The 23,882-nt window shown below is 65.7% G+C and carries 22 protein-coding genes; 10 read left to right on the top strand and 12 right to left on the bottom strand.

The features are described from left to right. Positions 1–59: 59 nt before the first annotated feature. The 3 genes from nosZ to FAS41_RS14300 all read right to left on the bottom strand — a co-directional run bounded on the left by nosZ (position 60) and on the right by FAS41_RS14300 (position 4,528). Positions 60–1,967 (bottom strand): TAT-dependent nitrous-oxide reductase, encoded by a 1,908-nt coding sequence (gene nosZ / locus FAS41_RS14310; protein ID WP_138523285.1) that lies wholly within the window; start codon positions 1,965–1,967, stop codon positions 60–62. A gap of 27 nt (positions 1,968–1,994) precedes the next feature. Continuing rightward, complete coding sequence (gene nosR / locus FAS41_RS14305; protein ID WP_138523283.1) at positions 1,995–4,142, bottom strand: transcriptional regulator NosR; 2,148 nt, start codon at positions 4,140–4,142, stop codon at positions 1,995–1,997. 74 nt (positions 4,143–4,216) lie between these two features. Then, entirely contained in the window at positions 4,217–4,528 is a 312-nt protein-coding gene (locus FAS41_RS14300) for a c-type cytochrome (protein ID WP_054910310.1), read from the bottom strand. Positions 4,529–4,728: 200 nt separating this feature from the next. Between FAS41_RS14300 and FAS41_RS14295 the strand changes: the two genes are divergently transcribed. The 6 genes from FAS41_RS14295 to FAS41_RS14270 all read left to right on the top strand — a co-directional run bounded on the left by FAS41_RS14295 (position 4,729) and on the right by FAS41_RS14270 (position 10,440). Beyond that, a complete protein-coding gene (locus tag FAS41_RS14295) occupies positions 4,729–5,526 on the top strand; it encodes a CbbQ/NirQ/NorQ/GpvN family protein (RefSeq protein WP_138523281.1) in 798 nt (265 codons plus the stop codon). Then, complete coding sequence (locus tag FAS41_RS14290; RefSeq protein ID WP_138523279.1) at positions 5,510–6,103, top strand: cytochrome c oxidase subunit 3; 594 nt, start codon at positions 5,510–5,512, stop codon at positions 6,101–6,103. The genes FAS41_RS14295 and FAS41_RS14290 overlap by 17 nt, the downstream gene beginning before the upstream one ends. Next, positions 6,100–6,348 (top strand): cytochrome C oxidase subunit IV family protein, encoded by a 249-nt coding sequence (locus tag FAS41_RS14285; protein ID WP_138523277.1) that lies wholly within the window; start codon positions 6,100–6,102, stop codon positions 6,346–6,348. The genes FAS41_RS14290 and FAS41_RS14285 overlap by 4 nt, the downstream gene beginning before the upstream one ends. Positions 6,349–6,461: 113 nt before the next feature. Beyond that, positions 6,462–6,902, top strand: a complete 441-nt coding sequence (locus tag FAS41_RS14280) for a c-type cytochrome (protein ID WP_088420795.1) — start codon at positions 6,462–6,464, stop codon at positions 6,900–6,902. Further along, complete coding sequence (locus tag FAS41_RS14275) at positions 6,902–8,329, top strand: cbb3-type cytochrome c oxidase subunit I (protein WP_171049489.1); 1,428 nt, start codon at positions 6,902–6,904, stop codon at positions 8,327–8,329. The genes FAS41_RS14280 and FAS41_RS14275 overlap by 1 nt, the downstream gene beginning before the upstream one ends. A 263-nt stretch (positions 8,330–8,592) precedes the next feature. Then, positions 8,593–10,440, top strand: coding sequence for a nitric oxide reductase activation protein NorD (locus tag FAS41_RS14270; protein WP_138523273.1), 1,848 nt, complete (start codon positions 8,593–8,595; stop codon positions 10,438–10,440). 212 nt (positions 10,441–10,652) lie between these two features. Here the strand turns inward: FAS41_RS14270 and FAS41_RS14265 are convergent, their stop codons facing one another. From FAS41_RS14265 to nirK, 6 genes are all read right to left on the bottom strand, one after another. Continuing rightward, a complete protein-coding gene (locus FAS41_RS14265) occupies positions 10,653–10,835 on the bottom strand; it encodes a protein DnrP (RefSeq protein WP_138523271.1) in 183 nt (60 codons plus the stop codon). Positions 10,836–10,838: 3 nt separating this feature from the next. Beyond that, positions 10,839–11,522 (bottom strand): Crp/Fnr family transcriptional regulator, encoded by a 684-nt coding sequence (locus tag FAS41_RS14260; RefSeq protein WP_138523269.1) that lies wholly within the window; start codon positions 11,520–11,522, stop codon positions 10,839–10,841. A gap of 108 nt (positions 11,523–11,630) precedes the next feature. Next, positions 11,631–12,302: an iron-sulfur cluster repair protein YtfE gene (gene ytfE / locus FAS41_RS14255; RefSeq protein WP_138523267.1), complete on the bottom strand. Its 672-nt coding sequence runs from the start codon at positions 12,300–12,302 to the stop codon at positions 11,631–11,633. Positions 12,303–12,410: 108 nt separating this feature from the next. After that, a complete protein-coding gene (locus FAS41_RS14250) occupies positions 12,411–13,139 on the bottom strand; it encodes a Crp/Fnr family transcriptional regulator (protein WP_138523265.1) in 729 nt (242 codons plus the stop codon). A gap of 66 nt (positions 13,140–13,205) precedes the next feature. Further along, positions 13,206–14,018, bottom strand: coding sequence for an SUMF1/EgtB/PvdO family nonheme iron enzyme (locus FAS41_RS14245; RefSeq protein ID WP_138523263.1), 813 nt, complete (start codon positions 14,016–14,018; stop codon positions 13,206–13,208). A gap of 65 nt (positions 14,019–14,083) precedes the next feature. After that, complete coding sequence (nirK, locus tag FAS41_RS14240) at positions 14,084–15,136, bottom strand: copper-containing nitrite reductase (protein ID WP_246084880.1); 1,053 nt, start codon at positions 15,134–15,136, stop codon at positions 14,084–14,086. Between the two features lie 342 nt (positions 15,137–15,478). Between nirK and FAS41_RS14235 the strand changes: the two genes are divergently transcribed. Both FAS41_RS14235 and FAS41_RS14230 read left to right on the top strand, forming a co-directional pair. Then, entirely contained in the window at positions 15,479–17,656 is a 2,178-nt protein-coding gene (locus FAS41_RS14235) for a PA5441 family protein (protein ID WP_138523259.1), read from the top strand. Positions 17,657–17,661: 5 nt separating this feature from the next. Further along, on the top strand, positions 17,662–18,369 hold the full coding sequence (locus tag FAS41_RS14230) for a DUF3142 domain-containing protein (protein ID WP_138523257.1): 708 nt from the start codon (positions 17,662–17,664) through the stop codon (positions 18,367–18,369). 163 nt (positions 18,370–18,532) lie between these two features. On the opposite strand, the gene trhP is transcribed toward FAS41_RS14230, so the two are convergent. Next, the gene (trhP, locus tag FAS41_RS14225) at positions 18,533–19,936 is read right to left on the bottom strand and encodes a prephenate-dependent tRNA uridine(34) hydroxylase TrhP (protein WP_138523255.1); all 1,404 of its coding nucleotides are present in this window, start codon (positions 19,934–19,936) and stop codon (positions 18,533–18,535) included. A gap of 164 nt (positions 19,937–20,100) precedes the next feature. Next, entirely contained in the window at positions 20,101–21,576 is a 1,476-nt protein-coding gene (gene zwf, locus FAS41_RS14220) for a glucose-6-phosphate dehydrogenase (RefSeq protein WP_138523253.1), read from the bottom strand. A 90-nt stretch (positions 21,577–21,666) separates the two neighbouring features. Between zwf and hexR the strand changes: the two genes are divergently transcribed. After that, entirely contained in the window at positions 21,667–22,551 is an 885-nt protein-coding gene (gene hexR / locus FAS41_RS14215; protein WP_045214017.1) for a transcriptional regulator HexR, read from the top strand. A 225-nt stretch (positions 22,552–22,776) separates the two neighbouring features. Further along, positions 22,777–22,992, top strand: a complete 216-nt coding sequence (locus FAS41_RS14210; RefSeq protein ID WP_081519099.1) for a PA3496 family putative envelope integrity protein — start codon at positions 22,777–22,779, stop codon at positions 22,990–22,992. Here the strand turns inward: FAS41_RS14210 and FAS41_RS14205 are convergent. Beyond that, the gene (locus FAS41_RS14205) at positions 22,946–23,881 is read right to left on the bottom strand and encodes a LysR family transcriptional regulator (protein ID WP_138523251.1); all 936 of its coding nucleotides are present in this window, start codon (positions 23,879–23,881) and stop codon (positions 22,946–22,948) included. The two genes, FAS41_RS14210 and FAS41_RS14205, sit on opposite strands and share 47 nt — an antisense overlap. Position 23,882: the final 1 nt, after the last annotated feature.

Here is a 23,882-nt window from a genome sequence, read left to right as displayed (position 1 = left end):
GCAACACCTTCTCGTCGATGCCCCGCCGGCGACTGCCGGCGGGGTCAGGGGCCTTCTCGTCAGGCCTTCTCCACCAGCATGCGGCCGACCATTTCCATGTGCAGCGCATGGCAGAACCAGCTGCAGTAGTACCAGTGCAGGCCGGGCTTGTCGGCGGTGAAGGTGATGGAGGAGGTCTGTTGCGGGCTGATCTCCATGCTCACGCCGTGGTTGACCACGACGAAGCCGTGGGAGACGTCCTCGATCTCGTCCAGGTTGGTGATGGTGACGGTGACTTCGTCGCCCTGCTTCACGGTGAACTCGGTGAGGCCATAGGCGGGAGCGGACGAGGTCATGTACACGCGAACCTTCTTGCCGTCGCGGATGACCTTGTTGTCCTGCATCAGGTCGATGCCGTCGCGCTTGGCGATTGCCACGGTCTCGGCGAAGAAGGGATCGTCGCGTGCCCAGATCTTGCGGGTCTTGATCTGGTCGCGGCGGGCCAGGATGCAGTCATGCGGCTCGGCGAAGGTGGGGCCGTCGTGCACCAGCTTCATCTCGTCGCCGGAAATGTCGATCAGCTGGTCGTTCTCCGGGTGCAGCGGGCCGGTGGGCAGGAAGCGGTCCTTGGAGAACTTGCTGAGCACGACGACCCACTTGCCGTCGGCTTCCTTGGTCTCGGTCAGCGTCGCGTGGTTGTGGCCAGGCTGGTAATGCACGTCGAGCTTCTGGCGGATGTAGTCGACCTTCTCGCCCTTGTAGGCGCGAATCGCATCATTGATGTTCCACTTCACCAACTGGCTGTCGATGAACAACGTGGTGTAGGCGTTGCCACGACCGTCGAAGGTGGTGTGCAGCGGACCCAGGCCCAGTTCCGGCTCGCCGACGATGACGTCGCGCTGGTCCTTGAGCTTGCCGGCGAAAAGATCGGGCAGCTTGTCGATGGCGATGATGCTGCAGGTGGGCGAGAGCTTGCCGTTGGCGATGAAGTACTTGCCGTCCGGCGAGGTGTTGAGGCCGTGGGGGTTCTTCGGTACCGGGATATAGCGGGTGACGACGCTGTCCTTGCCGTCCTTCTTGCGCCCGTCGACCACCGGCACCTTGCTGTCGCCCAGGGTGATGAAGCGCTTGGCCTTGATCTCCTTCTCGATTGCCGGGATGTCGAAGACCACCACCCAGTCGCGCTCGTTGCGCATCATGCCGGCCAGGTCGGTGGCCTTCTCCGAGTTGTAGCAGGTGGAGGCGGCGAAGCGGCCGGTGTAGTCCATGTCGCTGTTGTCGAGGTTGCCGTCGACTATTACCTGCCAGGCCACTTCCATGGTCTCGGCATCCAGCGCGTTGTACATCGTGAAGGCATTGTCGCCGGAGATGTCGAAGGTCGATCCGTCATTGGGATGCGGGATGATGAACTCGGCGTTGCAGAACACGTATTTGGTGTGCGGCACCTTCTGCAGGCGCAGGCCGTGGATGGCCTGGACGTTGGGGATGGTGGTGATTCGGTCGCACTTCATGATGTCCAGGCGGATGCGTGCGACGCGGCTGTTGGCCTTGTCGTTGATGAACAGGTACTTGCCGTCGTACTTGCCGTCGGTCATCGAGATGTGCGGGTGGTGACAGTCGCCGTTATGGAAGCGCGCGCTGTCACCGAGGATGCGCTTGCTCTCGTTGGTCAGACCCCAGCCAGTGGCGGAGTCGACGTTGAACACCGGGATGCGCATCAGCTCGCGCATCGACGGAATGCCCAGCACGCGCACTTCGCCCTGGTGGCCACCGCTCCAGAAACCGTAGTACTCGTCCAGCTCCCCGGGGGCGACGTGAATCTTGTCCTGCGCCGACTTCACCGCGTCGGCCCAGGCCTCGCGGGAGGTGAAGGCACCCATCGAGCCCGCCGTCACCAGCGCCGCTGCGCCGGTCACCGCGGAGGCACCGAGGAATCCCCGCCGGCTGAGCCCGGCGATCTCGTCCTGTTGCTGCTTCTTCTCAGTCATTTCCTGCTCCTTCCTGAAGGCAAATGGTCAGATCTGTTGCACCGCAATTCGCTGGTCGTCGTCGCTTGCGGGCGCGTGCTTGCTTCGCTTCTTGCGCTTGTTCACCAGCGGCGGGCACTTGTTCTCGTTGTGGTAGGTCATCTGGCAATCGAGGCAGTAGTGGCACTCGTTGGCGTTGATCCTTCCGTCGGGATGGATCGCCTGGATCTCGCACTCGTTGGCGCACAGCTGGCACGGCTGGCCGCATTCCTTGCGGCGCTTGAGCCAGTCGAACAGGCGGGCCTTGCCGGGGATCGCCAGCGCCGCGCCGAGCGGACAGAGGTAGCGGCAATAGACCTTGCGGGTGAACAGGTTGATGACCAGCAGCACCACCACGTAGGCGACGAACCACCACTGGCGGTCGAAGTGCAGGGTGATGGCGGTCTTGAACGGCTCGACCTCGGCGAAGCGCTCGGCGGTTCCGAGCGATTCCAGAGAGAGCCCGAACAGCACCAGCAGGACGATGTACTTGATCGCCCAGAGCCGTTCGTGGACGGCGAACGGCAACTCGTACTGCGGCACCTTGAGCTTGCGCGCCGCCTCGTTGAGCAGTTCCTGCAGGGCGCCGAACGGGCACAGCCAGCCGCAGAACACGCCGCGGCCCCAGAGCAGGATGCTGGCAGCGGTGAAGGTCCAGAGGATGAACAGCACCGGGTCGATGAGGAACAGCTCCCAGCGGAAGCCTTCGAACAGCGAGTGGACGAAGGTCAGTACGTTGACCACTGAGAGCTGCCCCAGGCAGTACCAGCCGATGTAGGTCAGGGTGAAGAGCAGGTAGCCACGGCGCAGCCAGTGCAACAACTGCGGTCGACGGGTCAGGTTGTCCTGCAGGAACAGGATGACTGCGAGCAGCCCAAGGGCGCTGAGCAGCACGCCGATCTGGAAGCTCTTCTGGTACCAGACGCGCAGCCACATCGGCCGCTTGGCATCTTCCAGGGCCTCCAGTTCCGCAGCGCTGGGCTGCGGCCGGTCGAGGTAGCCCTCCGGCGTCTGGTAGCCCAGGTCGAAGGTGGTGAACAGGCTGTCCACCGGTCCGGTCTGGCGCCGCACCAGCAGTTCCAGGTCGAAGGGTGTGCCGGGATCGAAGCGCTGGGCGGCGCGGACGATGAAGATCGCCATCTCGGCGAAGTGAGGCATGCCCTCGGCATAGGTGTCCGACAGGCGCTGGTAGTCGAGGTCGCGGAAGCTGAGGATGTCGCCGAACTGGCGAATCTGCACCCGGTCGAAGATGCCCCCGCGCACGTAGCCCGAGCCCTTGAACGAGTACTGGCCGTTGCCCAGCACGACCACCGCGTGCTCGCCGGGCTTCAGCGATTCGCGCAGTTCGTTGAATTGCCGTTCACCGAGCAGGTTGCGGCCGACGCTGGGGACATCGAGCAGCGCGGTATAGAGGTCGATGAACGTCTCCTCCCGCTGGCCGGTGTCCTGGGCCTGGTTGACCTTCTCGGCGGCGGTGCCCTTGAAGGCATCGTCGATCTGCCCGCGGGTCAGCTTCAGCTGGCGGATCGCGCCGTTGCCCAGCAATTCGTTCCAGCTCGCCGGCTGGTAGGCGTCCGCGCGCACGACAGCGGGCTTGGGCCGCACCTGCCCGTCGTCCTTGATCAGCTTGAGCGAGACGGCCACGGTGCGGGCGGCGCGCATGATGATCTCGTTGACCACCATGACCGTCACGGTGGCGCCGGCGACGGCATCCACGGTAACCGTCTGCGGATCGCCGGAACGTCCTACGGCGACCCGCTGGTCGGCGCGCAGCCCGGAGTAGCCGGCGGTGAAAGCGTGGAGTTTTTCTTCGGGGATGCCGATCAGCAGGATCGGCTCGTGGTGTTCGAGGACGTAGCTGTCGCGGATCACCGCCTGCGGATCGAGGATCACCTGGACGTTGATCGGCTTGCCGGAATAGGCGGGGATACGGGTGACGCGGATGCTCTGGAAGGCGTAGCCCAGCAGCTTGTCGCCGTGTGACAGGCGCCGCACGCCGTACTCTCCGTCGGGCTCGCCGATGCGGTCGACCTGGGGGAACACCTGCTGGATGCGTGTTCGCTCCAGGTCACTGAGTTCCCCACCCTGAGCCGCCAGGCCGGCCATCAACATCAGGCAGCCGACCAGGGACCTGAACCACTCGCGAACGCCCACCATGAGGCCTCCTTCCTCCATGCCCGAACGGGCAGAGCTGCGTCAGAAGGCGGTGGGCGCCCATCTCACGCTGCAGTTCACTTCAGGGTGACGATCCACTCGGCCAGGGTCTTGGCTTCTTCCGGGCTCACGGCGTTGGCCGGCATCGGTATCGGGCCCCAGTTGCCCTTGCTGCCGGTCTTGATGCTGTTGGTGATGTGGGCGACGCCATCGGCCTGTGGGCCGTACTTGGCGGCAACGTCATGGAAGGCGGGGCCGACGAGCTTCTTGTCGACCGAATGACAGGCCACGCAGGCCTTCGCCTTGAACAGCTCCTCGCCGGTGCTGGCCATCGCGGTTGTCTGGACCAACAGGCCGCCGAACAGCAGGGCTACCAGGGCTTTGTTCATGAACGTTTCTCCTCACAGGCTTGGCGCTTCGAGGCGCCGATCGTTTTCGCCGGCTTCCCGCCCGGCGTCTGTGGCGATTCTAGGAGCCGCCCCTGCGGCTTCCGCTTGATGCCAATCAAGAAGTTCCGGCGCCACGCTTGAGGCAATCCGTCGCGCTGGATAGCTTGCTAACCGAAACTTCCTACCGAGATTTGCCTGTCATGAATGCCCCTGCGCAGAACGATCCGCCGCTCTTCTACCAGCCGTCCGGCAACGAGGTGGCGCTGTTCACCCACGCGTCCGCGCAGGGCATGCCGGTGCTGATCAAGGGCCCGACCGGCTGCGGCAAGACGCGCTTCGTCCAGCACATGGCGCAGCGCCTGAATCTGCCGCTGTACACCGTGGCCTGCCACGACGACCTGTCGGCGGCGGACCTGGTCGGTCGCCACCTGATCGGCAGCGACGGCACCTGGTGGCAGGATGGTCCGCTGACCCGCGCGGTGCGCGAGGGCGGAATCTGCTACCTGGACGAGGTGGTGGAGGCGCGGCAGGACACCGTCGTGGTGCTGCACCCGCTGGCGGACGACCGCCGCGAGCTGTTCATCGAGCGCACCGGCGAATCCCTGGTGGCGCCGCCGGGCTTCATGCTGGTGGTGTCCTACAACCCCGGCTATCAGAACCTGCTGAAGGGCATGAAGCCCAGTACGCGGCAGCGCTTCGTCGCCCTGCGTTTCGATTACCCGACGCCGGACGTGGAAGCCGGCATCATCGCCCGCGAGGCCGGTGTTTCCTCCGAGCTGGCTCAGTGTCTGGCGCAATTGGGCGTAGCCCTGCGCCGCCTGGGTCGGCAGGAGCTGGAAGAGGTCTGCTCGACGCGCCTGCTGGTGCTCACCGCGCGCCTGCTGCAGGCCGGCGTGGCGCCGCGAGATGCGTGCCGCGCCGGGCTTGCCGAGCCGCTGTCGGACGACGAGGCCACGGTCGCCGCGCTGATGGACCTGGTCGATGTCCATTTCGCCTGAGGCGACGCTCGGTGCCCGGCGCCTGCCGGGCGACCTGGCGATGTGGTTGTTCATCCTCGCCGAGCTGACCGTCTTCGCCATCCTCATCATCGTCTTCGCCGTGACCCAGCACCTGGATATCGAAGGCTTCCGTGCCGGCCGCACTCAGCTGGACCTGTCCACGGCCCTGGCGCTCACCCTGACCCTGCTCACCGCCGGCTTCTGCGCGGCACTGGCGGTGGAGCAGGTGCGCCACGGCCGACAGCGCCGCGCAGCCGCCCTGCTGGGCGTTGCCGTGTTGCTGGGGCTGGCGCACGTGGTGCTCAAGTCCGGCGAGTACCATCATCTCGCTTCGCGCGGGCTGGACCTGGAATACAGCACCTTCTTCACCCTGTTCTGGCTGATCACCGGCTTCCACTTCCTGCATGTGCTGCTGGGGCTGGTGATCCTCGCCTGGATGACCCTGCGCTGCCTGCGCGGCGCGTACCGCAGCGACGCTCTTGGCGGGCTGGAGTCCGGCGCACTCTATTGGCATATGGTCGACCTGGTCTGGGTGGTGCTCTTCCCGCTGGTCTACGTGCTGGCGCCCGGTTCATGAAGACGCTGCTGTTCGCCTGGCTGGCGATGCTGCCGATGTCGGTGGTGGCGGTGTGGCTGGGCCACCACGTGCCCGACGTGCTGCTGCCGGTGGCGGCGATCCTGCTGCTGGGCCTGGGCAAGGCCTGGCTCATCGTGTTGCGTTTCATGGAGCTGAACCACGGCCCGCGGCTGTGGCAAGCGCTGCTGCTCGGCTGGCCGCTGGTGATCACCAGCGTGATTCTGGTCCTGCACGCAACCCACTGATTTTCCTTTGGAAAAATACCTGACTGAAAGCATTGGTCTTTCTTGATTGCCATCAAGCGAGACGTCCTAGGACGCTTCCTACAATGACGCCGACCGTGACCTAGGAGGGCCCCATGTCAGAGACATTTACCAAAGGGATGGCGAGGAACATCTACCTGGGAGGAGGCGTTTTCTTCTTCCTGGTGTTCCTCGCGCTGACCTATCACACCGAAACCACCTTCCCCCAGCGCACCAACCAGAGTGAGCTCACCGAATCGGTGGTGCGCGGCAAGCTGGTGTGGGAGCAGAACAACTGCGTGGGTTGCCACTCGATCCTCGGTGAAGGCGCCTATTTCGCGCCGGAGCTTGGCAACGTCGCGATCCGCCGTGGCGGTGATGCGGCCTTCGGCAGCTTCCTCGCGGCCTGGATGAAGATGCAGCCGCTGGGGGTACCCGGTCGCCGGCAGATGCCGCAGTTCCACCTGAGCGACCAGGAGGTCACTGACCTGGCGGCGTTCCTGCTGTGGACCTCGAAGATCGATACCAACAAATGGCCGCCGAACAAGGAGGGTTGATCATGAACCCGGGCAATCCCTATCTGAAATTCGCTTCGCAGTCGGTGGCCAAGCCGTACTTCGTGTTCGCCCTGATGCTCTTCGTCGGGCAGATCGTCTTCGGTCTGATCATGGGCATGCAGTACGTGGTCGGTGACTTCCTGTTCCCGGCGATCCCCTTCAACGTCGCACGGATGGTGCACACCAACCTGCTGATCGTCTGGCTGCTGTTCGCTTTCATGGGCGCGGCCTACTACCTGATCCCCGAGGAGGCCGACCGCGAGCTGTACAGCCCGAAACTGGCCATCGTGCTGTTCTGGGTATTCGCCATCGCCGGCGTGCTGACCATCCTGGGCTACCTGCTGGTGCCCTACGCGGGGTTGGCCAAGCTGACCCACAACGAGCTGCTGCCGACCATGGGCCGGGAGTTCCTCGAACAGCCGACGATCACCAAGATGGGCATCGTGGTGGTGGCGCTGGGCTTCCTCTTCAATATCGGCATGACCATGCTCAAGGGCCGCAAGACCGCCGTCAGCGTGGTGATGATGACCGGCCTGGTGGGCCTGGCGGTGTTCTTCCTGTTCTCCTTCTACAACCCGGAGAACCTTTCGCGCGACAAGTACTACTGGTGGTGGGTCGTGCACCTGTGGGTGGAAGGCGTGTGGGAACTGATCATGGGCGCGATGCTGGCCTTCGTGCTGATCAAGATCACCGGCGTCGACCGTGAGGTGGTGGAGAAATGGCTCTATGTGATCATCGCCATGGCCCTGATCACCGGCATCATCGGCACCGGCCACCACTTCTTCTGGATCGGCGCACCGCAAGTCTGGCTGTGGTTGGGTTCGATCTTCTCCGCGCTGGAACCGCTGCCGTTCTTCGCCATGGTGCTGTTCGCCTTCAACATGGTGAACCGCCGTCGCCGCGAGCACCCGAACAAGGCCGCCGCGCTGTGGGCCCTGGGCACCACCGTGACCGCCTTCCTCGGCGCCGGCGTGTGGGGCTTCCTGCACACCCTGGCTCCGGTGAACTACTACACCCACGGCTCGCAGCTCACCGCCGCCCACGGTCACCTGGCCTTCTACGGCGCCTACGCAATGATCGTCATGACCATGATCAGCTACGCCATGCCGCGCCTGCGGGGTATCGGCGAAGCGCCTGACGCCAGGGCGCAGAGCCTGGAGATCTGGGGCTTCTGGCTGATGACCATCTCCATGCTGCTGATCACCCTGATGCTCACCGCCGCCGGCATCGTCCAGGTCTGGCTGCAACGCATGCCCGCCGATGGCGCCGCCATGCCGTTCATGGCCACGGTCGACCAGCTGAAGATCTTCTTCTGGTTGCGGCTGTACTCCGGCATCGGCTTCTTCATCGGGCTGATCTGCTACCTGCTCAGCTTCCGCCAGCGCGGCCGGGTGGCCGTCGTCTCCGGTGCGGCCCAGGTGAGCTGATCGATACCGTCCAACCGGGCCCGTCCGCTTTGCGGCGGGCCCTTTTGACGTTTACGGAGCCTGTCGGATGACTGCGAGATGACCGGCAGTGCTTTTAGCTCCCTCTCCCTTCTGGGAGAGGGCGGGGGGAGAGGGCATAGCCCAGTGCTGGAGTAGCCGGTGGCACCCTCTCCCTGACCCTCTCCCTGAAGGGAGAGGGGACTGGGTCGGTGTTCTGTTGGGACGCCGAGCCCTGTTCCTTCTCTCTGCGCTCCGGAGGCGCCATGACCATCCACCTCGAAATCGAAGAAGGCTTCGGCCGCGCCTGGCACCGCTTCATCACCCGCCGTGCCAGCCCGGAGTTCGAGGAGGCGGCGGTCAACCTGGATGAAGTGCGGCGCAGCCTGCTGCTGTTGTTCCGCGGCACCGGCGGCGAGGCCGGTGTCGGCGTGGAGGCGGCCAGTGCCCGCGAACTGCTGGTGCGCCGCAGCCTGCTGCAGCAGGTGGCCGGTACCTGCCAGCAATTACCGGTGGCCTGGTTCGATGCCGATTCCCTGCGCCTGCCCGCGCAGCTGGCGGTGTATCCCGACGCCGAGCTGAACCGCGAGCTTTACCGCTGGCTGGCGCTGCTCGCCGCCCACAGCCAGCCGATGCGCCACTGGGCGCGCGACAACCAGGCCTGGACTGGCGCCGTGCTGGAGCGCTACCCGCTGCTGCGTTCGCGTTACCGTCGGCTGGTGGACGCACTGCTGAGCCTGCGCCCTGATCCCGAGGATCTGCCGCCCGCCGAGGCAGAACTGGAGCGGGCGCTGCAACAGGCGCTGCGCGATCCGGGCAGCGTCGAGCGTCTACCCCGAAGCGAAAAGGCGCCCTGGCCGATGCCGCTGTGGCTCTATCCGCCGCAACGGTTGGCTGCGCCGCAGCACTCCGACCTGATCGACGGCGATGAGCAAGGCCGCTCCGCCCACAGCGAAGCCAAGGGACTGGCGCGCAAGCGTGCCGAGCGGGTCGAGCAGGACCCCGGCCGGGGTGGCCTGCTGCTGTTCCGCCTGGAGAACCTGTTCAGCTGGTCCGAGCACATCGAACTGGACCGCGCCGGCGACGACAGCGAGGACCTGGACGCGGCCAAGGTCGCCGACGACCTCGATCACCTGAGCCTGTCCCGGCAACGGCAGAAGAAAGGCGGCGGGCTGAAGCTCGACCTCGACCTGCCGGCCGCCGACTTCGACGACGTGCCGCTGGGCGAGGGGATTCGCCTGCCGGAATGGGATTACCGTCGCCAGCAACTGATCGATGACCATGTCTGCCTGCAACCGATGCTGCCCCGCGACGCCGTGCCAGCGCCGCTGCCTGACTCCCTGGCGCCCATTGCGCGACGCCTGCGCCGGCAATTCGAGAGCCTGCGCCAGCAGCCCCAATGGCTGCGCCGACAACCCCAGGGCGCAGAACTGGACCTGGAAGCCTGGCTGGATTTCAGCGTCGAAAGGCGCCTTGGCGCGTGCAGTGAGCCGGGGCTGTTCCTCGAACGCCGGCAGACTCGTCGCGATCTCGCGTGCCTGCTGCTGGCGGACCTGTCGATGTCCACCGACGCGCACATCGACAACGACCACCGGGTGATCGACCTGATCAGCGACAGCCTGCTGCTGTTCGGCGAGGCACTGCAGGCGGTGGGAGATCGTTTCGCGCTGTACGGCTTCTCCTCGCTGCGTCGCCAGCAGGTGCGCCTGACCCAGCTGAAGACCTTCGATGAGCGCCACAACGATGTCGTGCGCGGACGCATCCGCGCGTTGCGTCCGGGCTACTACACGCGCATGGGCGCGGCGATTCGTCGGGCCACGCAGTTGCTGCTGGAGCGCAAGGAGCGCCAGCGCGTGCTGCTGATCCTCACCGACGGCAAGCCCAATGACCTGGATCTGTATGAGGGGCGCTACGGTGTCGAGGATACTCGCCAGGCCGTGCTGGAGGCCCGCCGCGCCGGGCTGGTGCCGTTCTGCATCACCATTGACCGCGAGGCGGCGGACTACCTGCCGCACCTGTTCGGCAGCCAGGGCTATCTGCTGATCAACGATCCGGCGCAGCTGCCGGTACAGTTGCCGCAGCTCTACCGGCAGCTCACCCGTCGCCAGGGATAATGGCTGTAGGAGCGAGCTTGCTCGCGAACCAAATCCCTCAGCGGGGCAAGTTCGCGAGCAAGCTCGCTCCTACGAAGAGCAAAAGCGGACTTGAGCGGGGCTTAGATACGTAGGATGGGTGGAGCGAAGCGATACCCATCAAGGCGTTGGTGAAAGGGCCGATGGGTATCGCAAGCTCCATCCATCCTGCGAAGAGCATTCGGGTGCAGGGCTCAACGCGGCAGCCAGACCATCATCACCCCGCAGAACACTGCAAGAAGCGCGCAATACCAAGTGAAACGCCGCAGCCGGCGCTGCTTCGCCAGCGCCTGGTCCACCGGCAGGGGCATCCCGCACTGCGGGCAATCCGCAGCGTCCCCGGGGCTCTCGTGCTGGCAGTACAGGCACTGGCGCATGGCTTACTCGAACTGTTCCAGCCGCGCGACGTCGAGCACCTGCACGGTGCGGCCGTTGAGGTCGATGATGTCTTCGTCGATCAGCCGCCGTAGTACGCGAGAGAAAGTCTCCGGCTGGATCGACAGGTGCCCGGCGACCAGTTGCTTGGCCATCGGCAGCTCGAAACGACCCTTCTCGTTGCCATGGCGGTTCAGCTGGGTGATCAGGTAGCGCACCACGCGGTGGGTGGAGTTCTTCAGCGACAGCGTCTCGATCTCGTTGATCCGCCGGTGCAGGCGTACGCAGAGGGTGGCGAGCAGGGAGAAGGGCAGCTGCGGATTGCTGTGCAGCAGCTCCATGTAGGTGCGGTTGGCGAAGCGGTAGACCTGCGTGGGCTCTAGCGCCTGCGCCGAGGCGACGTAGTCGGAGGTGTCCATCAGCATCATGGCTTCGGCGAAGGTCTGCCGGCTGCCGACGACCTCCAGCACCTTTTCCTGCCCCTCCGGTGTCAGGCGGTAGATCTTCACCGCCCCGGAAATCACGAAGTAGAAGCAATGGGCCGGCTCACCCTGGAGGAACAGCTTGTCGCCTTTCTCCAGGTTGAGCAGCGTGCTGGTGGCGAGCAGCTGCTCCAGCTGTTCTTCGTTGAGCACGTTGAACAGATGGTGGCCGCACAGAATCTGGTGGTGGACGCGATGCGCGAGCATGGCGGAGCGCTCCTGGGCGGGGACAATCCCGCCAGTATGTGCGATGCCGCCGGGCAGCGTGGTGAGACAAGCTGTCACTGGTCGCCCTCCTGGCTTGCGGTCCGGCACTCAGGCCGGGTGATTGGCGCCGAGGAACAGCAGGTTGTTTTCCAGGTGGATGTGCTGCATCAGGTCGCGGCGCAGCTCCTCCAGGCCGCTGTAGAGACGGCGCCAGCTGTTGCAGCCGTCCGCCGGCACGGTGAGGTCGTCGGTCAGGTCGGCCAGTGCGGCGAGGGACTGCGAGTGCTCGTCGTGCTCATGGCGCATCACGCCGATCGGGCCCTGCACGTGGGACAGCGGGATGCCCTGGCGTAACCAGGGGAACAGCACGCTTTCCTCCTTGCACATGTGCCACTCCAGTTCTTCCTGCATCTTCTTCAGGTGCGCGGTCAGCCCGGCGGGGCATTGCGGATGCCCGGCGTGGGTCTTCTCGACGCGCTCGGCCAGCGGGATCAGCGCCGGCAGTTGCTCGCGGTGGACCTTGTGGTAGCGCTCGAGGATGTGGTCGATCAACTGGTCGTTGCTGGTCAGGCGCCAGTCGGTCTGATCATTGGCCGGCGGCAGCGCTTGCAGTTCGTCGGCGATGCGCTGGGCGTCGAGGCCCTGTTCGCTGGCGGCTTCGCCCAGGCTGCGCTGGCCGTCGCAGCAGAAGTCGAGTTTGTAGTCGTGGAACAACGCGGAGCTGCCCGGCAGGCTGAAGGCCAGGTCGCTCAGGGTGCGTTCGGTGAGGTGGTCGGTCATGGCGGGCCTCGGGTGGAGTGGGGCACGGCGGCCGCAGTCGTGGCCGTCAATCTGGGGAGGGTGACGGCCAGTCTAGGGAACGAGGCGCGCCCGCCTCCTTGATTGCAGTCAAGCGTGCTCGACCGCCGCTTCCCGCTCGTCGCCGCCGGCCACCCGCATCAGTTGCTGCGGGTCGCGCACCAGCAGCTTCTGCCGGCCGCCGACCACCAGGCCGCGGTCTTCCCAGGCGCTGAGGATGCGCGAGACGGTGTGCAGGGTGGTGCCGGTCATCTCGGCGATGTCCTGGCGGGTGACCGGAAAGTCGATGCGGATGCCGTCGGCCTCCGGTCGGCCGGACTGCTGCACCAGGCGCAGCACGGTGTGGGCGACGCGCCGCTCGACCTCTTCGGTGGCCAGTTCGCAGAAGCGCACGTGGGCTTCCTGCAGGCGCTCGCCGATGGCCTGTACGGTGTTCAGGGCGAAGCCGGGGTGGCAGGCGAGCAGTGGTTCCCACTGGCTGGTGGGCCAGGCCAGCACCAGGCTGTCCTGGCTGGCCGTGGCGGTCGCGGGATAGTCGCGCCGGCCGAGCGCGCGGACGAAGCCGAACAGGTCGCCCGGGTTGACCACGCGCACCAGCACGCGCTGGCCGTCGCCGGTGAGCTGGGTGGCTTTCAGTCGGCCGTGCACCAGCAGGTAGAAGCGGGTCGCCGGCGCACCCTGCTCGAACACGGGCACGCCGCTGTTCAGGCGCAGGATGCTGGCCTGGCGGAGGATATCGTCCTGTTCCTCGCGGCTGCTGTTGGCGAAGGGCGGCAAGCTGCCCAGCCAGGCGCGGTTGAGGGAGAGATCGGCGGTCACGTCAATGATTCCCCTGGGTCCCGCCGCAGCATAACGGTTATGTGCCGCGGCGGAACTTGAGGGGAATCAAGGGATGTCCCTGACCAGGCGGAAACCCAGGTTGTCCGGCGGCTGCCCGGCGCTGCAGCCACCGCCGCGGGCATCGCGGACAAAATCGTTGATCGCCGCGCGGTGACGCCCCTCGGCGATGCGGATCGAGCAGTACTCGGCGCGATGGGTCTGGGCGCCCTGGGCGTCGAGATTGACCCGCTGGTGGCAGCTCTGGGTCCATTCCCAGACATTGCCGCCCAGGTCGGCCACGCCGTACTCGTTCAGCCCGTGATTGCCGCGCGTCTGGGGCAGCGCCGAGGCGCTGGTGCGGGTTTCCGCTTCCAGGCGGTAGCGCGCCAGCCAGCGTCGGGCGGGGTTGCTGCCATCGTCGTCGTCGATGCGCAGGGCATCGTCGGCCCAGCGCGAACCGGCGAAGAAGGCCCACTCGCGGTCGGTCGGCAGCCGCCAGGGCTGGCCGGTGCGTTTGGACAGCCAATCGGCATAGAGCTGCGCATCCAGCAGGCTGGCGCCGGTGAGGGGCAGGTCGTCGCGGGGGGCGTTGTTGTCCAGTGCCAGGCAATCGCCTTCGGCCACGCAGCGGGCGTATTCGCCCTGGCTGACCTGGAATTTCATGACTTCGAAGCGCGGGGCCAGGTGCTCACGCTGCGACGGCGCATCCACGGCCTGCTTCTCCAGCCAGTAGTCGCCCGCCGGGCGGAAATCGAAGTCGCGGGGTTCGAGCCTCACGGTTTGAGGCGCGAGCTCCGGTTCGTGGTGTGGTCGCAGCAGGAGAAAGGCCCCGCCCAGCAGCAGCGCGACGGGGACGCCGATCAGAATGGTCTTGCGCATGGTCTGTCCGGTCGCCGGTATCGTTTAGTGGGAAAGGGCCGACCCGGATGGGCCGGCCCCGGGGCTTACTTGATCGCGGTCGGCGGCTGGATCTGGCTCATCAGGTCGTTGTTCCATTGGCCTTCGACCTGGATGTGCGCCGCGGCGCCCAGCAGCACAGCCTCGATGAGGTTGTGGTTGAGGTAGGTGTACAGGCCCGGCTGCAGGAAGGTGTACAGCGCGGCACCGGCTGCACCACCCGGGATGAACCAGGTTTCCAGGTCTTCCTCCGGCGGGTTGTGGAACTTGCCGGTGGCCCAGACGTGGTCGCCATGGCCGCCGATGAGGTGCGGGCGGGTGTCGCGGTTGGCCTGGGAGTGGACGATCAGCAGGGTCTCGCCGACGTTGGCCTTGAGCGCGTTCTTGCCGGTCAGGGCGCCGGCCTTGCCGTTGAACACGATGTGGCTGGGAACCAGCCCCTTCATGACCTGCTGCATGTCGTTGTAGCTTTCCATGGGCGTTGCGTAGCGCTTGAAGTTGCCGTCCTTGTCGCGCGGGACGTAGTAGTCCTGTTCGCCGATATAGACCACCTTGTCGTACTTCAGCGACTTGCCTTCGCGGTCCTTCAGGCCATCGCGCGGCAACACCATGATCGCGCCGTTCATGCCCGAGACCACGTGCCACGGAATCATCGCGCCGCCCGGAGCGCAGTGGTAGACGAACACGCCGGGGCGGGTCGCGCGGAAACGCAGCTTCACTTCCTCGCCGGGCTGGATGAGGGTCAGCGCGCCGCCGCCCAGGGCACCGGTGGAGGCATGGAAGTCGATGTTGTGGGTCAGGGTATTGGTCGCCGGGTTGACCAGGGTGAGCTCCAGGTAGTCGTCCTGATGCACCACCATCATCGGTCCGGGCACCGAGCCGTTGAAGGTCATGGCGTGGATCTCGGTGCCGTCGTCGTCGATGACCAGCTTCTTTTCCTCGATCACCATGCGGAACTGCACGACCTTGGGCTTGCCCTTGGCGCGCTGTTCGTGGGCATGGACGAAGGGCGGAGCGACCAGCTCGACCTGGACGTGCTCCAGCTTCGAGAGATCCACGGCCGGACCCATGTTCTTCGGTGCTGCCTCCCCGTCGGCCATGGCCTTGCCGCTGCCGAGCATGGTGCCGGTCACGCCCAGTACCACAGCGCCGGCCAGCAGGGTCCGGCGGGAAAGCGAAATCTCTTCCTGGTCAAGCATGGGTAACTCTCCGTAATCGACGAACTGTCGTTGGTTACAGAAATACCCGGTCGGCAAATTCCTTCTTTGAGCCGGAACAAAGAAGAATCCAGCTGGACAACGTGTCGCAGGGGCTGTTGTGCGGTAGATCGCGTTTACAGTCTTGTGCCCATGCAGGCGGGCAAGACCGGGCGCGGCAAGGTAAGATTCTTCCTGCTCTGAATTCCGGCCCCGCGTGCGGGCTGCAACGGACAAGGATCCTTCATGCGTCTGTACGGACTGACCCTGCTGGCCCTGATCACCGGCTGCCTTGGCGTGCAGGAGGCGCGCGCGAGCAGCGACGACTCCTGCTACCCGAGCTGGAACCTCAAGCGCGACACGCTGGACGTGTGCAACAGCCTGCCGTTCCTCAGTCCGGGCAACGACAGCCGGGTCAACCTGCAGCTGCTGCTGGCCGACGCCGGCCAGGCCAGCATTCCCAATCGCGCGCTGACCGACGACGAGCAGCAGCTGGGCTACGGCCAGGTACCTTTTCCGCTGGCGCGCTGGCTGGAAGGTGCGGCACCTGGGGATTCGACCGACAGCTCCAGCGCGGCCAGCACTGCGCCGCTGGCCGACCTCGCCGCGCGCATCGGCCTGCCGGCGGATGCCGTGCAGTCTTCCACCGACAGCTTTGCCAGCGGCGAAGGCAGCCGTTGCCGCAGCAACAACCCAGGCACCGCGCAGGACTTCCTCTCCCAGCTGCTGTTGGTCGACAGCCTTTCAGCCGACGAGCGCCAGGGCCTGGCCCGTGCGCGCCTGACCCTGCTGGGCGCCTGCCAGTGGGACGAAACCCAGCTCAGCGTGCTGTTGCCCAATGACCTGCAGAGCGCACCGGCCAAGGCCTATCGCAGTTACCTCAAGGGCGCCGCGGACTTCTATAGCGGCCGCTTCGGCGACGCGCTGAAATCCTTCCGTTCCCTGCAGGACAGCGACCAGGCCTGGTTGAAGGAAACCTCGCGCTACATGGTCGCCCGCGCCCTGCTGAACCAGGCGCAACAGAACGCCTTCGACGAGATGGGCTACCCGGACCTGCGCAAGGTCGACAAGAAGATCCTCGCCCAGGCGGAAACCGCGCTGGGCGACTACCTCAAGGCTTATCCACAGGGCCGCTACAGCGCTTCGGCCAAGGGGCTTACGCGTCGCGTCTACTGGCTGATGAGCGATGAGAGCCGGCTGGCCGGCGAGTACGCCGAACTGTTCGCCCGCGAGGATGCTGACGATCTCGCCCAACTGGTGCAGGAAGTCGACAACAAGCTGCTGGTCACCGCACACCCGGCCGACGTGCGCGACGCACGCCTGCTGGCGGTGCTCGACCTGATGCAGATGCGCCATCACGAACCCAACGAGCCCCGCGCTCTCGATGCCGCCGGCCTGGCAGCGCAGAAGGACCTGTTCGCGAAGTCCCCCGGCCTGCACGACTACCTGACAGCGGCCTACCAGCTGTACGTCGAGGAAAAGCCCGCCGAGGCACTGAAAACCCTTCCCGAGGAGCTGCCGGCCAAGCTCGACTACCTTGCCTTCAGCCAGCAGACTCTGCGGGGCTTCGCCCTGGAGGCCGGCAACGACTGGATCGCCGCCGAGAAGCTCTGGCTGCGCCTGCTGCCCCTTGCCGAGCAGCCGCTGCAGCGCGAGCAGCTGGAGCTGGCGCTGGCCTTCAACTACGAGCGCAGCGACCGCCTGGTCAAGGTCTTCGCCGAAGGCTCGCCGGTGCATACGCCGATCATCCGCGAGATTCTCCTGCGCCACGTCGCCGGCCCCGATCTGCTGCGCCAGCAGGCGAAATCCACCAGCGTGTCGGTGGAGGAGCGCGATACCGCGCTGTTCGCGCTGCTCTACAAGGACCTGCTGCACGGCCAGTACCAGGCCTATATCGACGACCTCGCGCTGCTGCCCACCGACGGCAGCGGCAAGCCACTGGGCGCCAGCATCGGCTACCTCTACGGCAGCATGCCGCTGTCGCTGTTCCAGTGGCCGGGCGGCAAGAACGACAGCGGCTACGAATGCCCGGCCATCGTCGACGTCGCCCGCGACCTGCTGCAGAGTCCGCAGCCGCCCAAAGCGCTGAACTGCCTGGGCGAATTCATCCTGCGCAATGGACTGGACGGCTTCCCGCTGGACACCCAGCCCAGCGAGCGCGAGCTGGGTGGCGGCGAGTCGCTGTTCCCCGGCACGCCCTACTCGCGCATGGACGGTTACCTCAAGGTCATCGCCGACAAGCAGGCTGAGGAAGAGGACCGCGCCTACGCGCTGTTCCGCGCCGTCAACTGCTTCGCACCCAGCGGCTATAACGGCTGCGGCAGCCAGGACATCGCCCCGTCGCAGCGCAAGCAGTGGTTCCGCACCCTCAAGGGCCAGTACTCCGCCACGCCCTGGGCGAAGTCCCTGAAGTACTACTGGTAGACCCCATGCGGCGCGTTGTGGTCCTGACGCTGGCGTTGCTCGCAGGCAACGCTTCGGCGGCCGGCGTGGATGCCGCGGACCACGACGCCTTCTGGCTCTGGAGCGGCGTCGCCGCGCAACCGGTGCTGGCTCAGGCTCGCACCCTCTATGTGCTACAGGGACAGATCAGCGCGCCGCGCTACAGCGATGGCCGCGCCCGGCTGATCGCCCAGGGCATCGCCATCCCGCGTCTGAAGCAGGGCGAGGTGTGGGTGGTCTACCGCGCGCACACCCTGCGCTGGAACGAGGACATCTACCGTACCCTGCTCTCGCAGCTGCGCCGCTGGCGCGCCGCGGGCAATCCGGTGGTCGGCGTGCAGATCGACTTCGATGCGCGCACGCGCTACCTGCACGAGTACGTCGACTTCCTGCAGGACCTGCGCACGCGCCTGCCCGAAGGCTGCAAGCTGAGCATCACCGGGCTGATGGACTGGGGCAGCAACGCCGCGCCGGAAACCATCAACCGCCTGGCCGGCGTGGTGGACGAAGTGGTGGTGCAGACCTACCAGGGCCGCCAGACCATCCCCAACTACCAGGCGTACCTGCCGCGCGTGGCCCGTTTGCAGTTGCCCTTCCGCATTGGGTTGGCGCAATACGGAGAGTGGCAGGCGCCCGACTACCTGGCGAAGAGCCGGTGGTTCAGGGGGTATGTGGTGTTCCTGCAGAACCCTTGAGCCCGGTTGGACCGGGCACGGAGCGCCTTTGTAGGATGGGTATCGCTTCGCTCCACCCATCCTACGGTCGTGTCGACGGTTGTTCCGGTAGCTGAGCAGGGCACATAACCCGTTCCGGGTTATGTGCCCTGCGGAGTCGGTGAGCCAATCGCGGACAGAGCACTCAGCTACCGCCACACCCGCACTTGCCGCAATCGCTCCCGCAACCGCCGGCTGTGGCCGAATTCCGTGTGTCACGTGTGGTGCCGCCTTGCAGATTGCGCATCAGCAGGGCGTATTGCAGGTCCAGCCCCTCGGGTACCGGGATATGGACGACGTGGCTGTCGCCCGGCGCAACGCCGATAGACTCGCCACGGGCGTTCTCCATGGCGTGCAGGCGGAAGGTGCGGTTGCCCGCCGGGGTCATCAGCTCGACGCTATCGCCGACCTCGAAGCGGTTCTTCACCCGCACCTCGGCCAGGCCCTGGCGGCGCTCGCCGGTGAACTCGCCGACGAACTGCTGGCGCTCGGACAGCGAGTGGCCGTACTGGTAGTTCTGGTACTCGTCGTGCACGTGGCGGCGCAGGAAGCCTTCGGTGTAGCCGCGGTGGGCGAGGGACTCCAGGGTGTCCATCAGGCCGAGGTCGAAGGCGCGCCCCGCGACGGCGTCGTCGATGGCCTTGCGGTAGGCCTGGGCGGTACGCGCGACGTAGTAGTGGGATTTGGTCCGACCCTCGATCTTCAGCGAATGCACGCCCATCTGCGTCAAACGTTGCACGTGCTGGATGGCGCGCAGGTCCTTGGAATTCATGATGTAGGTGCCATGCTCGTCCTCGAAGGCCTCCATCAGCTCGCCAGGGCGGTTGCTTTCTTCGAGCAGGACGATTTCCTGGGTCGGCGCGCCGATACCCAGGGTCGGTTCGACGTTGCGCACCGCGTGGCCCAGTTCGTCCTCGTGGGCGGCGTGGGTCTGGTATTCCCAGCGGCAGGCGTTGGTGCAGGTGCCCTGGTTGGGGTCGCGGCGGTTGATGTAGCCCGACAACAGGCAGCGCCCGGAGTAGGCCATGCACAGCGCGCCGTGGACGAAGACTTCCAGCTCCATGCCCGGCACGCGCTCGCGAATCTCGCCGATCTCTTCCAGCGACAGCTCGCGGGACAGGATTACCCGCTTGAGCCCCTGCTGGCGCCAGAACTCGACGCTGGCCCAGTTCACCGCGTTGGCCTGCACCGAAAGGTGGATATCAACCTCGGGGAAATGCTGGCGAACCAGCATGATCAGGCCGGGATCGGACATGATCAGCGCATCGGGGCCCAGGGCGATCACCGACTCGACGTCCTGCAGGAAGGTCTTCAGCTTGGCGTTGTGCGGGGCGATGTTGACCACCACGTACAAGCGCTTGCCCAGGGCGTGGGCTTCGTTGATGCCGGTGGCGAGGTTGGCGTGGTCGAACTCGTTGTTGCGCACCCGCAGGCTGTAGCGCGGCTGGCCGGCGTAGACGGCATCGGCGCCGTAGGCGAAGGCGTGGCGCAGGCTTTTCAGCGAACCGGCGGGGCAGAGCAGTTCGGGGGAGAACGGAGTGGGGGACATGGCGGCGTGGCAGACAGTGGGAAAAAGGCTGCCACTCTAGGAAATCCGGGGCCTGCGCGTGCTGAGCGAGGTCAACGGATGCTCTGTCCGCTCCCTTAGACCTTATGCCCGTCCTGCTCTTCGTAGGATGGGTGGAGTTCATCCGGCGAAATCGGCGCGGTGCATCACTCCAGCCAGCGGCGTCCTTGCAGCTCCAGCAACGTCTGCGCCTGCTCCGGCCCGTTGCTGCCGGCAGGGTAGGGGCGCGGGCTCAGGTAATGCTCGTGCCAGCCCTTGATGATCGGGTCGACCCAGCTCCACGCCGCTTCCACCTCGTCGCGGCGCATGAACAGCGTCGAGTCGCCCTCGATCACGTCCAGCAGCAAGCGTTCGTAGGCGTCCCAGCGGCGCTTTTGGGTACTGAAGGCCTGGGCGAGGTTGAGGTCCAGTTCCACCGGCTCCAACTGCATGCCCTTGCCGGGGGCCTTGGCCATCAGTTGAACGCTGATGCGCTCCTCGGGCTGCAGTCTTATCCACAGGCGGTTGGCCGCACCGGCGCCGTTGCCGATCAAGCTGTTGGGCACCGGCTTGAACTGGATGACGATCTCCGAGCACTTCTTCGCCATGCGCTTGCCGGTGCGCAGGTAGAACGGCACACCGGCCCAGCGCCAGTTGTCGATCTCTGCCTGGACGGCGACGAAGGTCTCCGTATCGCTGTCGTTGTCGACATTTTTCTCGAACCAGTAGGCCGGCACCTCCTGCCCGCCGATGTGCCCGGCGGTGTATTGGCCGCGTACGGTCTTGTCCTGCACGTCCTGCCCGGAAATCGGCCCGAGCGCCTGGAGGATCTTCACCTTCTCGTTGCGCACCGCCTCGGCGTCGAAGCGCACCGGCGCCTCCATGGTCACCAGGCAGAGCAGTTGCAGCAGGTGGTTCTGCACCATGTCGCGCATGGCCCCGGCATGGTCGTAGTAGCTACCGCGGTTTTCCACGCCCAGGGTTTCGCTGACGGTGATCTGAACATGGTCGATGTGCCCGTTGCGCCACACCGGCTCGAACAGGGTGTTGGCAAAGCGCAGGGCCATCAGGTTCTGCACGGTTTCCTTGCCCAGGTAGTGGTCGATGCGGAACACCCGCGATTCGTCGAACACTTCGCCGATCGCCTGGTTGATTGTCACCGCCGACTCCAGCGAGTGCCCCAGCGGCTTCTCCAGCACGATGCGCGCCAGTGGCCCGGCGAGGCCGGCGATCTTCAGGTTCTGTGCAATGGGCGCGAACAGGCTGGGTGCGGTCGCGAGGTAGTGCACCAGCACGCGGCCCTCCGTGCGCTTGAGGGCCTTGGCCACCCGGCCGAAGTCGGCGCTCTGCGAGGCGTCCATCGCCACGTATTCCACACGTTGGGCGAAACTGCGCCAGGCCTCGGCGGAAAAATCGCTGCGCGCCACCTGCGCGCGGCAGTTGCGTTCCGCCAGGGCGAGGTAGGACGCGTTGTCGCGCTGGCTGCGGGCGAGGGCGAAGATCCGCGTATCGGCCGGCAGGCGGTTCTCCCGATGCAGGTGGTAGAGCGCCGGCAACAGTTTATGTAGCGCCAGATCCCCGCTGCCGCCGAAAACCAGAATGTCGCAAGAGCTCGGCAGGCCGAGGCTCGCAGGCGTATCCACAGACTTATTCCCTGGGCGTGAAGGAAAGATTTGTAGTATAACTACAACAAGACTACATAAATTCAGACAACTATCACCGAGCCTATCCCTGTGAACCTTTTGCAGCACATTGCCCAGTCGCGTCATCTGCTCCGCAAGTCGGAGCTCAAGGTTGCCGATCACGTGATGCAGGATCCTGCATCGGTCATGCACAGCTCCATGGCCGACCTCGCCCACAGCGTGGGCGTCAGCGAGCCGACCATCGTGCGCTTCTGCCGCGCCATCGGCTGCACCGGCTTCCAGGACCTCAAGCTCAAGCTGGCGCAGAGCCTGGCCGCCGGCGCCAGTTTCGGCCAGTTCTCGATCAACGAGAGCGACTCGGTGGCGGACTTCAGCCTGAAGATCTTCGACACCACCCTGCACTCGCTGATGGAAGTGCGCGAGAACCTCGATACCCACGCCCTGGAGCGCGCCATCGCGGCCATCGCCCACGCCCAGCGCGTAGAGTTCTACGGCTTTGGGGCCTCCGGCGCAGTGGCGGCGGATGCCCAGCACAAATTCTTCCGTCTGCTGCTGTCGGCGGCGGCGTACTCCGACCCGCACATGCAGGCCATGTCGGCGGTGACCCTGAAGCCCTCGGACGTAGCGATCTGCATCTCCCAGTCTGGCCGCTCCAAGGACCTGCTGGTGACTGCCAACCTGGTACGTGAAGCGGGCGCCACCCTGATCACCCTGTGCCCCAGCCAGACGCCGCTGGCGGACCTGGCCACCGTGAACCTGGCGGTGGACGTGCACGAAGACACCGATATCTACACCCCGCTGACGTCGCGTATCGCCCACCTGGTGGTGATCGACGTGCTGGCAATGGGTGTGGCCATGGCCCGTGGTCCGGATCTGGTGAATCACCTCAAGAGCGTGAAGCGCAGTCTGCGCAGCCTGCGGTTGTCGCCGAAGGTGGTGAAGAACCACGAAGAGCGCCCGGAAGAGGCGTCCTGAGCGCCTTTCGTTTTTCGTAGGAGCGAGGGGGACGCCCAGTTCTTGCTCGCGAACAGAGCTAGCCGGGTGCTCCAGAGTTGAGCGGTTCGCGAGCAAGCTCGCTCCTACAAGAGAGACCTCGCGACCGCCCGTCGGCGTCACCGGCGCTTCACCACCGCGTCGTCAAACGGTCATCCGTCGTCAGCATGCTGGCGTCTCCAGCCCTTAGGCCTTGGGAGATGCGAGATGCCCCGCCATATCGACGACACCCAGCTCCAAGTGGACAGCAAGACCCGCCGCAAGCTCGAAGACCAGCGACGCATGCAATTCCGTCGCGCCATCGAGGACCGCATGGAGGCCCAGCGCCTCGCCCTCGAAACCTCCGATTACCCCGACCTGATCGCGGCCGCCTACCTCACTTCGGCGAAGGCGGGCCGGCGAAGCGTTCGGCCAGCTGGCTGATCAGCGCCCGCTCTTCACGGATGAAGGCGACGAACGCCTGGGCCACCGGGCTCAGGCGTTTGCCGCGGGCGTGCACCAGACACCAGCTGCGGTAGAGCGGCAGCTCTTCCACCGGCAGCTCGTGCAGCAGCCCGGACTGCAGTTCGCGGCTCACCGCATGGCGCGGCAGCAGCGCCAGTCCCAGACCCGCCAGCACCCCTTCCCGTGACCCTTCCAGCGAGGCGAACTCCAGCGTCTGCGGGAAGTGCGCGCGCTTCTGCTGGAAGTGCTCCTCGCAGGCCTTGCGCGTACCCGAGCCGGGCTCGCGGATCAGCAGCGGATAGGGTTCCAGGTCCTTCAGCGAGAGCTTGGCGGCGTTGCACAGCGGGTGGTCCGGCGGCGCCACGGCGACGATCGGATTGTTCAGGAAGGGCAGGAATTCCAGCGCCATGTCCTGCGGCACCAGGGACATGATCACCAGGTCGTCGCGGTTGTCCGACAGGCGCTTGATCACCTGGGCGCGGTTGACCACGGTGAGGTTCAGGCTGACGTCCGGGTGCTGCGCGTGGAAGGCGGCGAACAGGTGCGGGGTGATGTACTTGGCGCTGGACTCCACCGCCAGGCGCAGCTGCCCCTGCAGCGAGCCCTTGAGGTCGGAGAGGTTCATGTCCAGCACTTCCAGGCGCTGGAAGATGTCGTTGGTGGCACGCAGCAGCGCGTCGGCGGCATCGGTCTGGTAGAGCTTCTTGCCGATGTATTCGAACAGCGGCTGGCCGACCAGTTCTTCCAGCTGACGGATCTGCAGGCTGACCGCTGGTTGGGTCAGCGCCATTTCCTCTGCGGCGCGGCTGTAGGAACGGCTTTCGCACACCGCACGAAAAACTTGCAGCTGGCGAAGGGTCATACGCATC

It is taken from the genome of Pseudomonas nicosulfuronedens (assembly GCF_005877905.1).
Classification (GTDB): domain Bacteria; phylum Pseudomonadota; class Gammaproteobacteria; order Pseudomonadales; family Pseudomonadaceae; genus Pseudomonas; species Pseudomonas nicosulfuronedens.
Note: the sequence above shows the minus strand (reverse complement) of the source record. Positions and strands in the feature narration are given on the sequence as shown.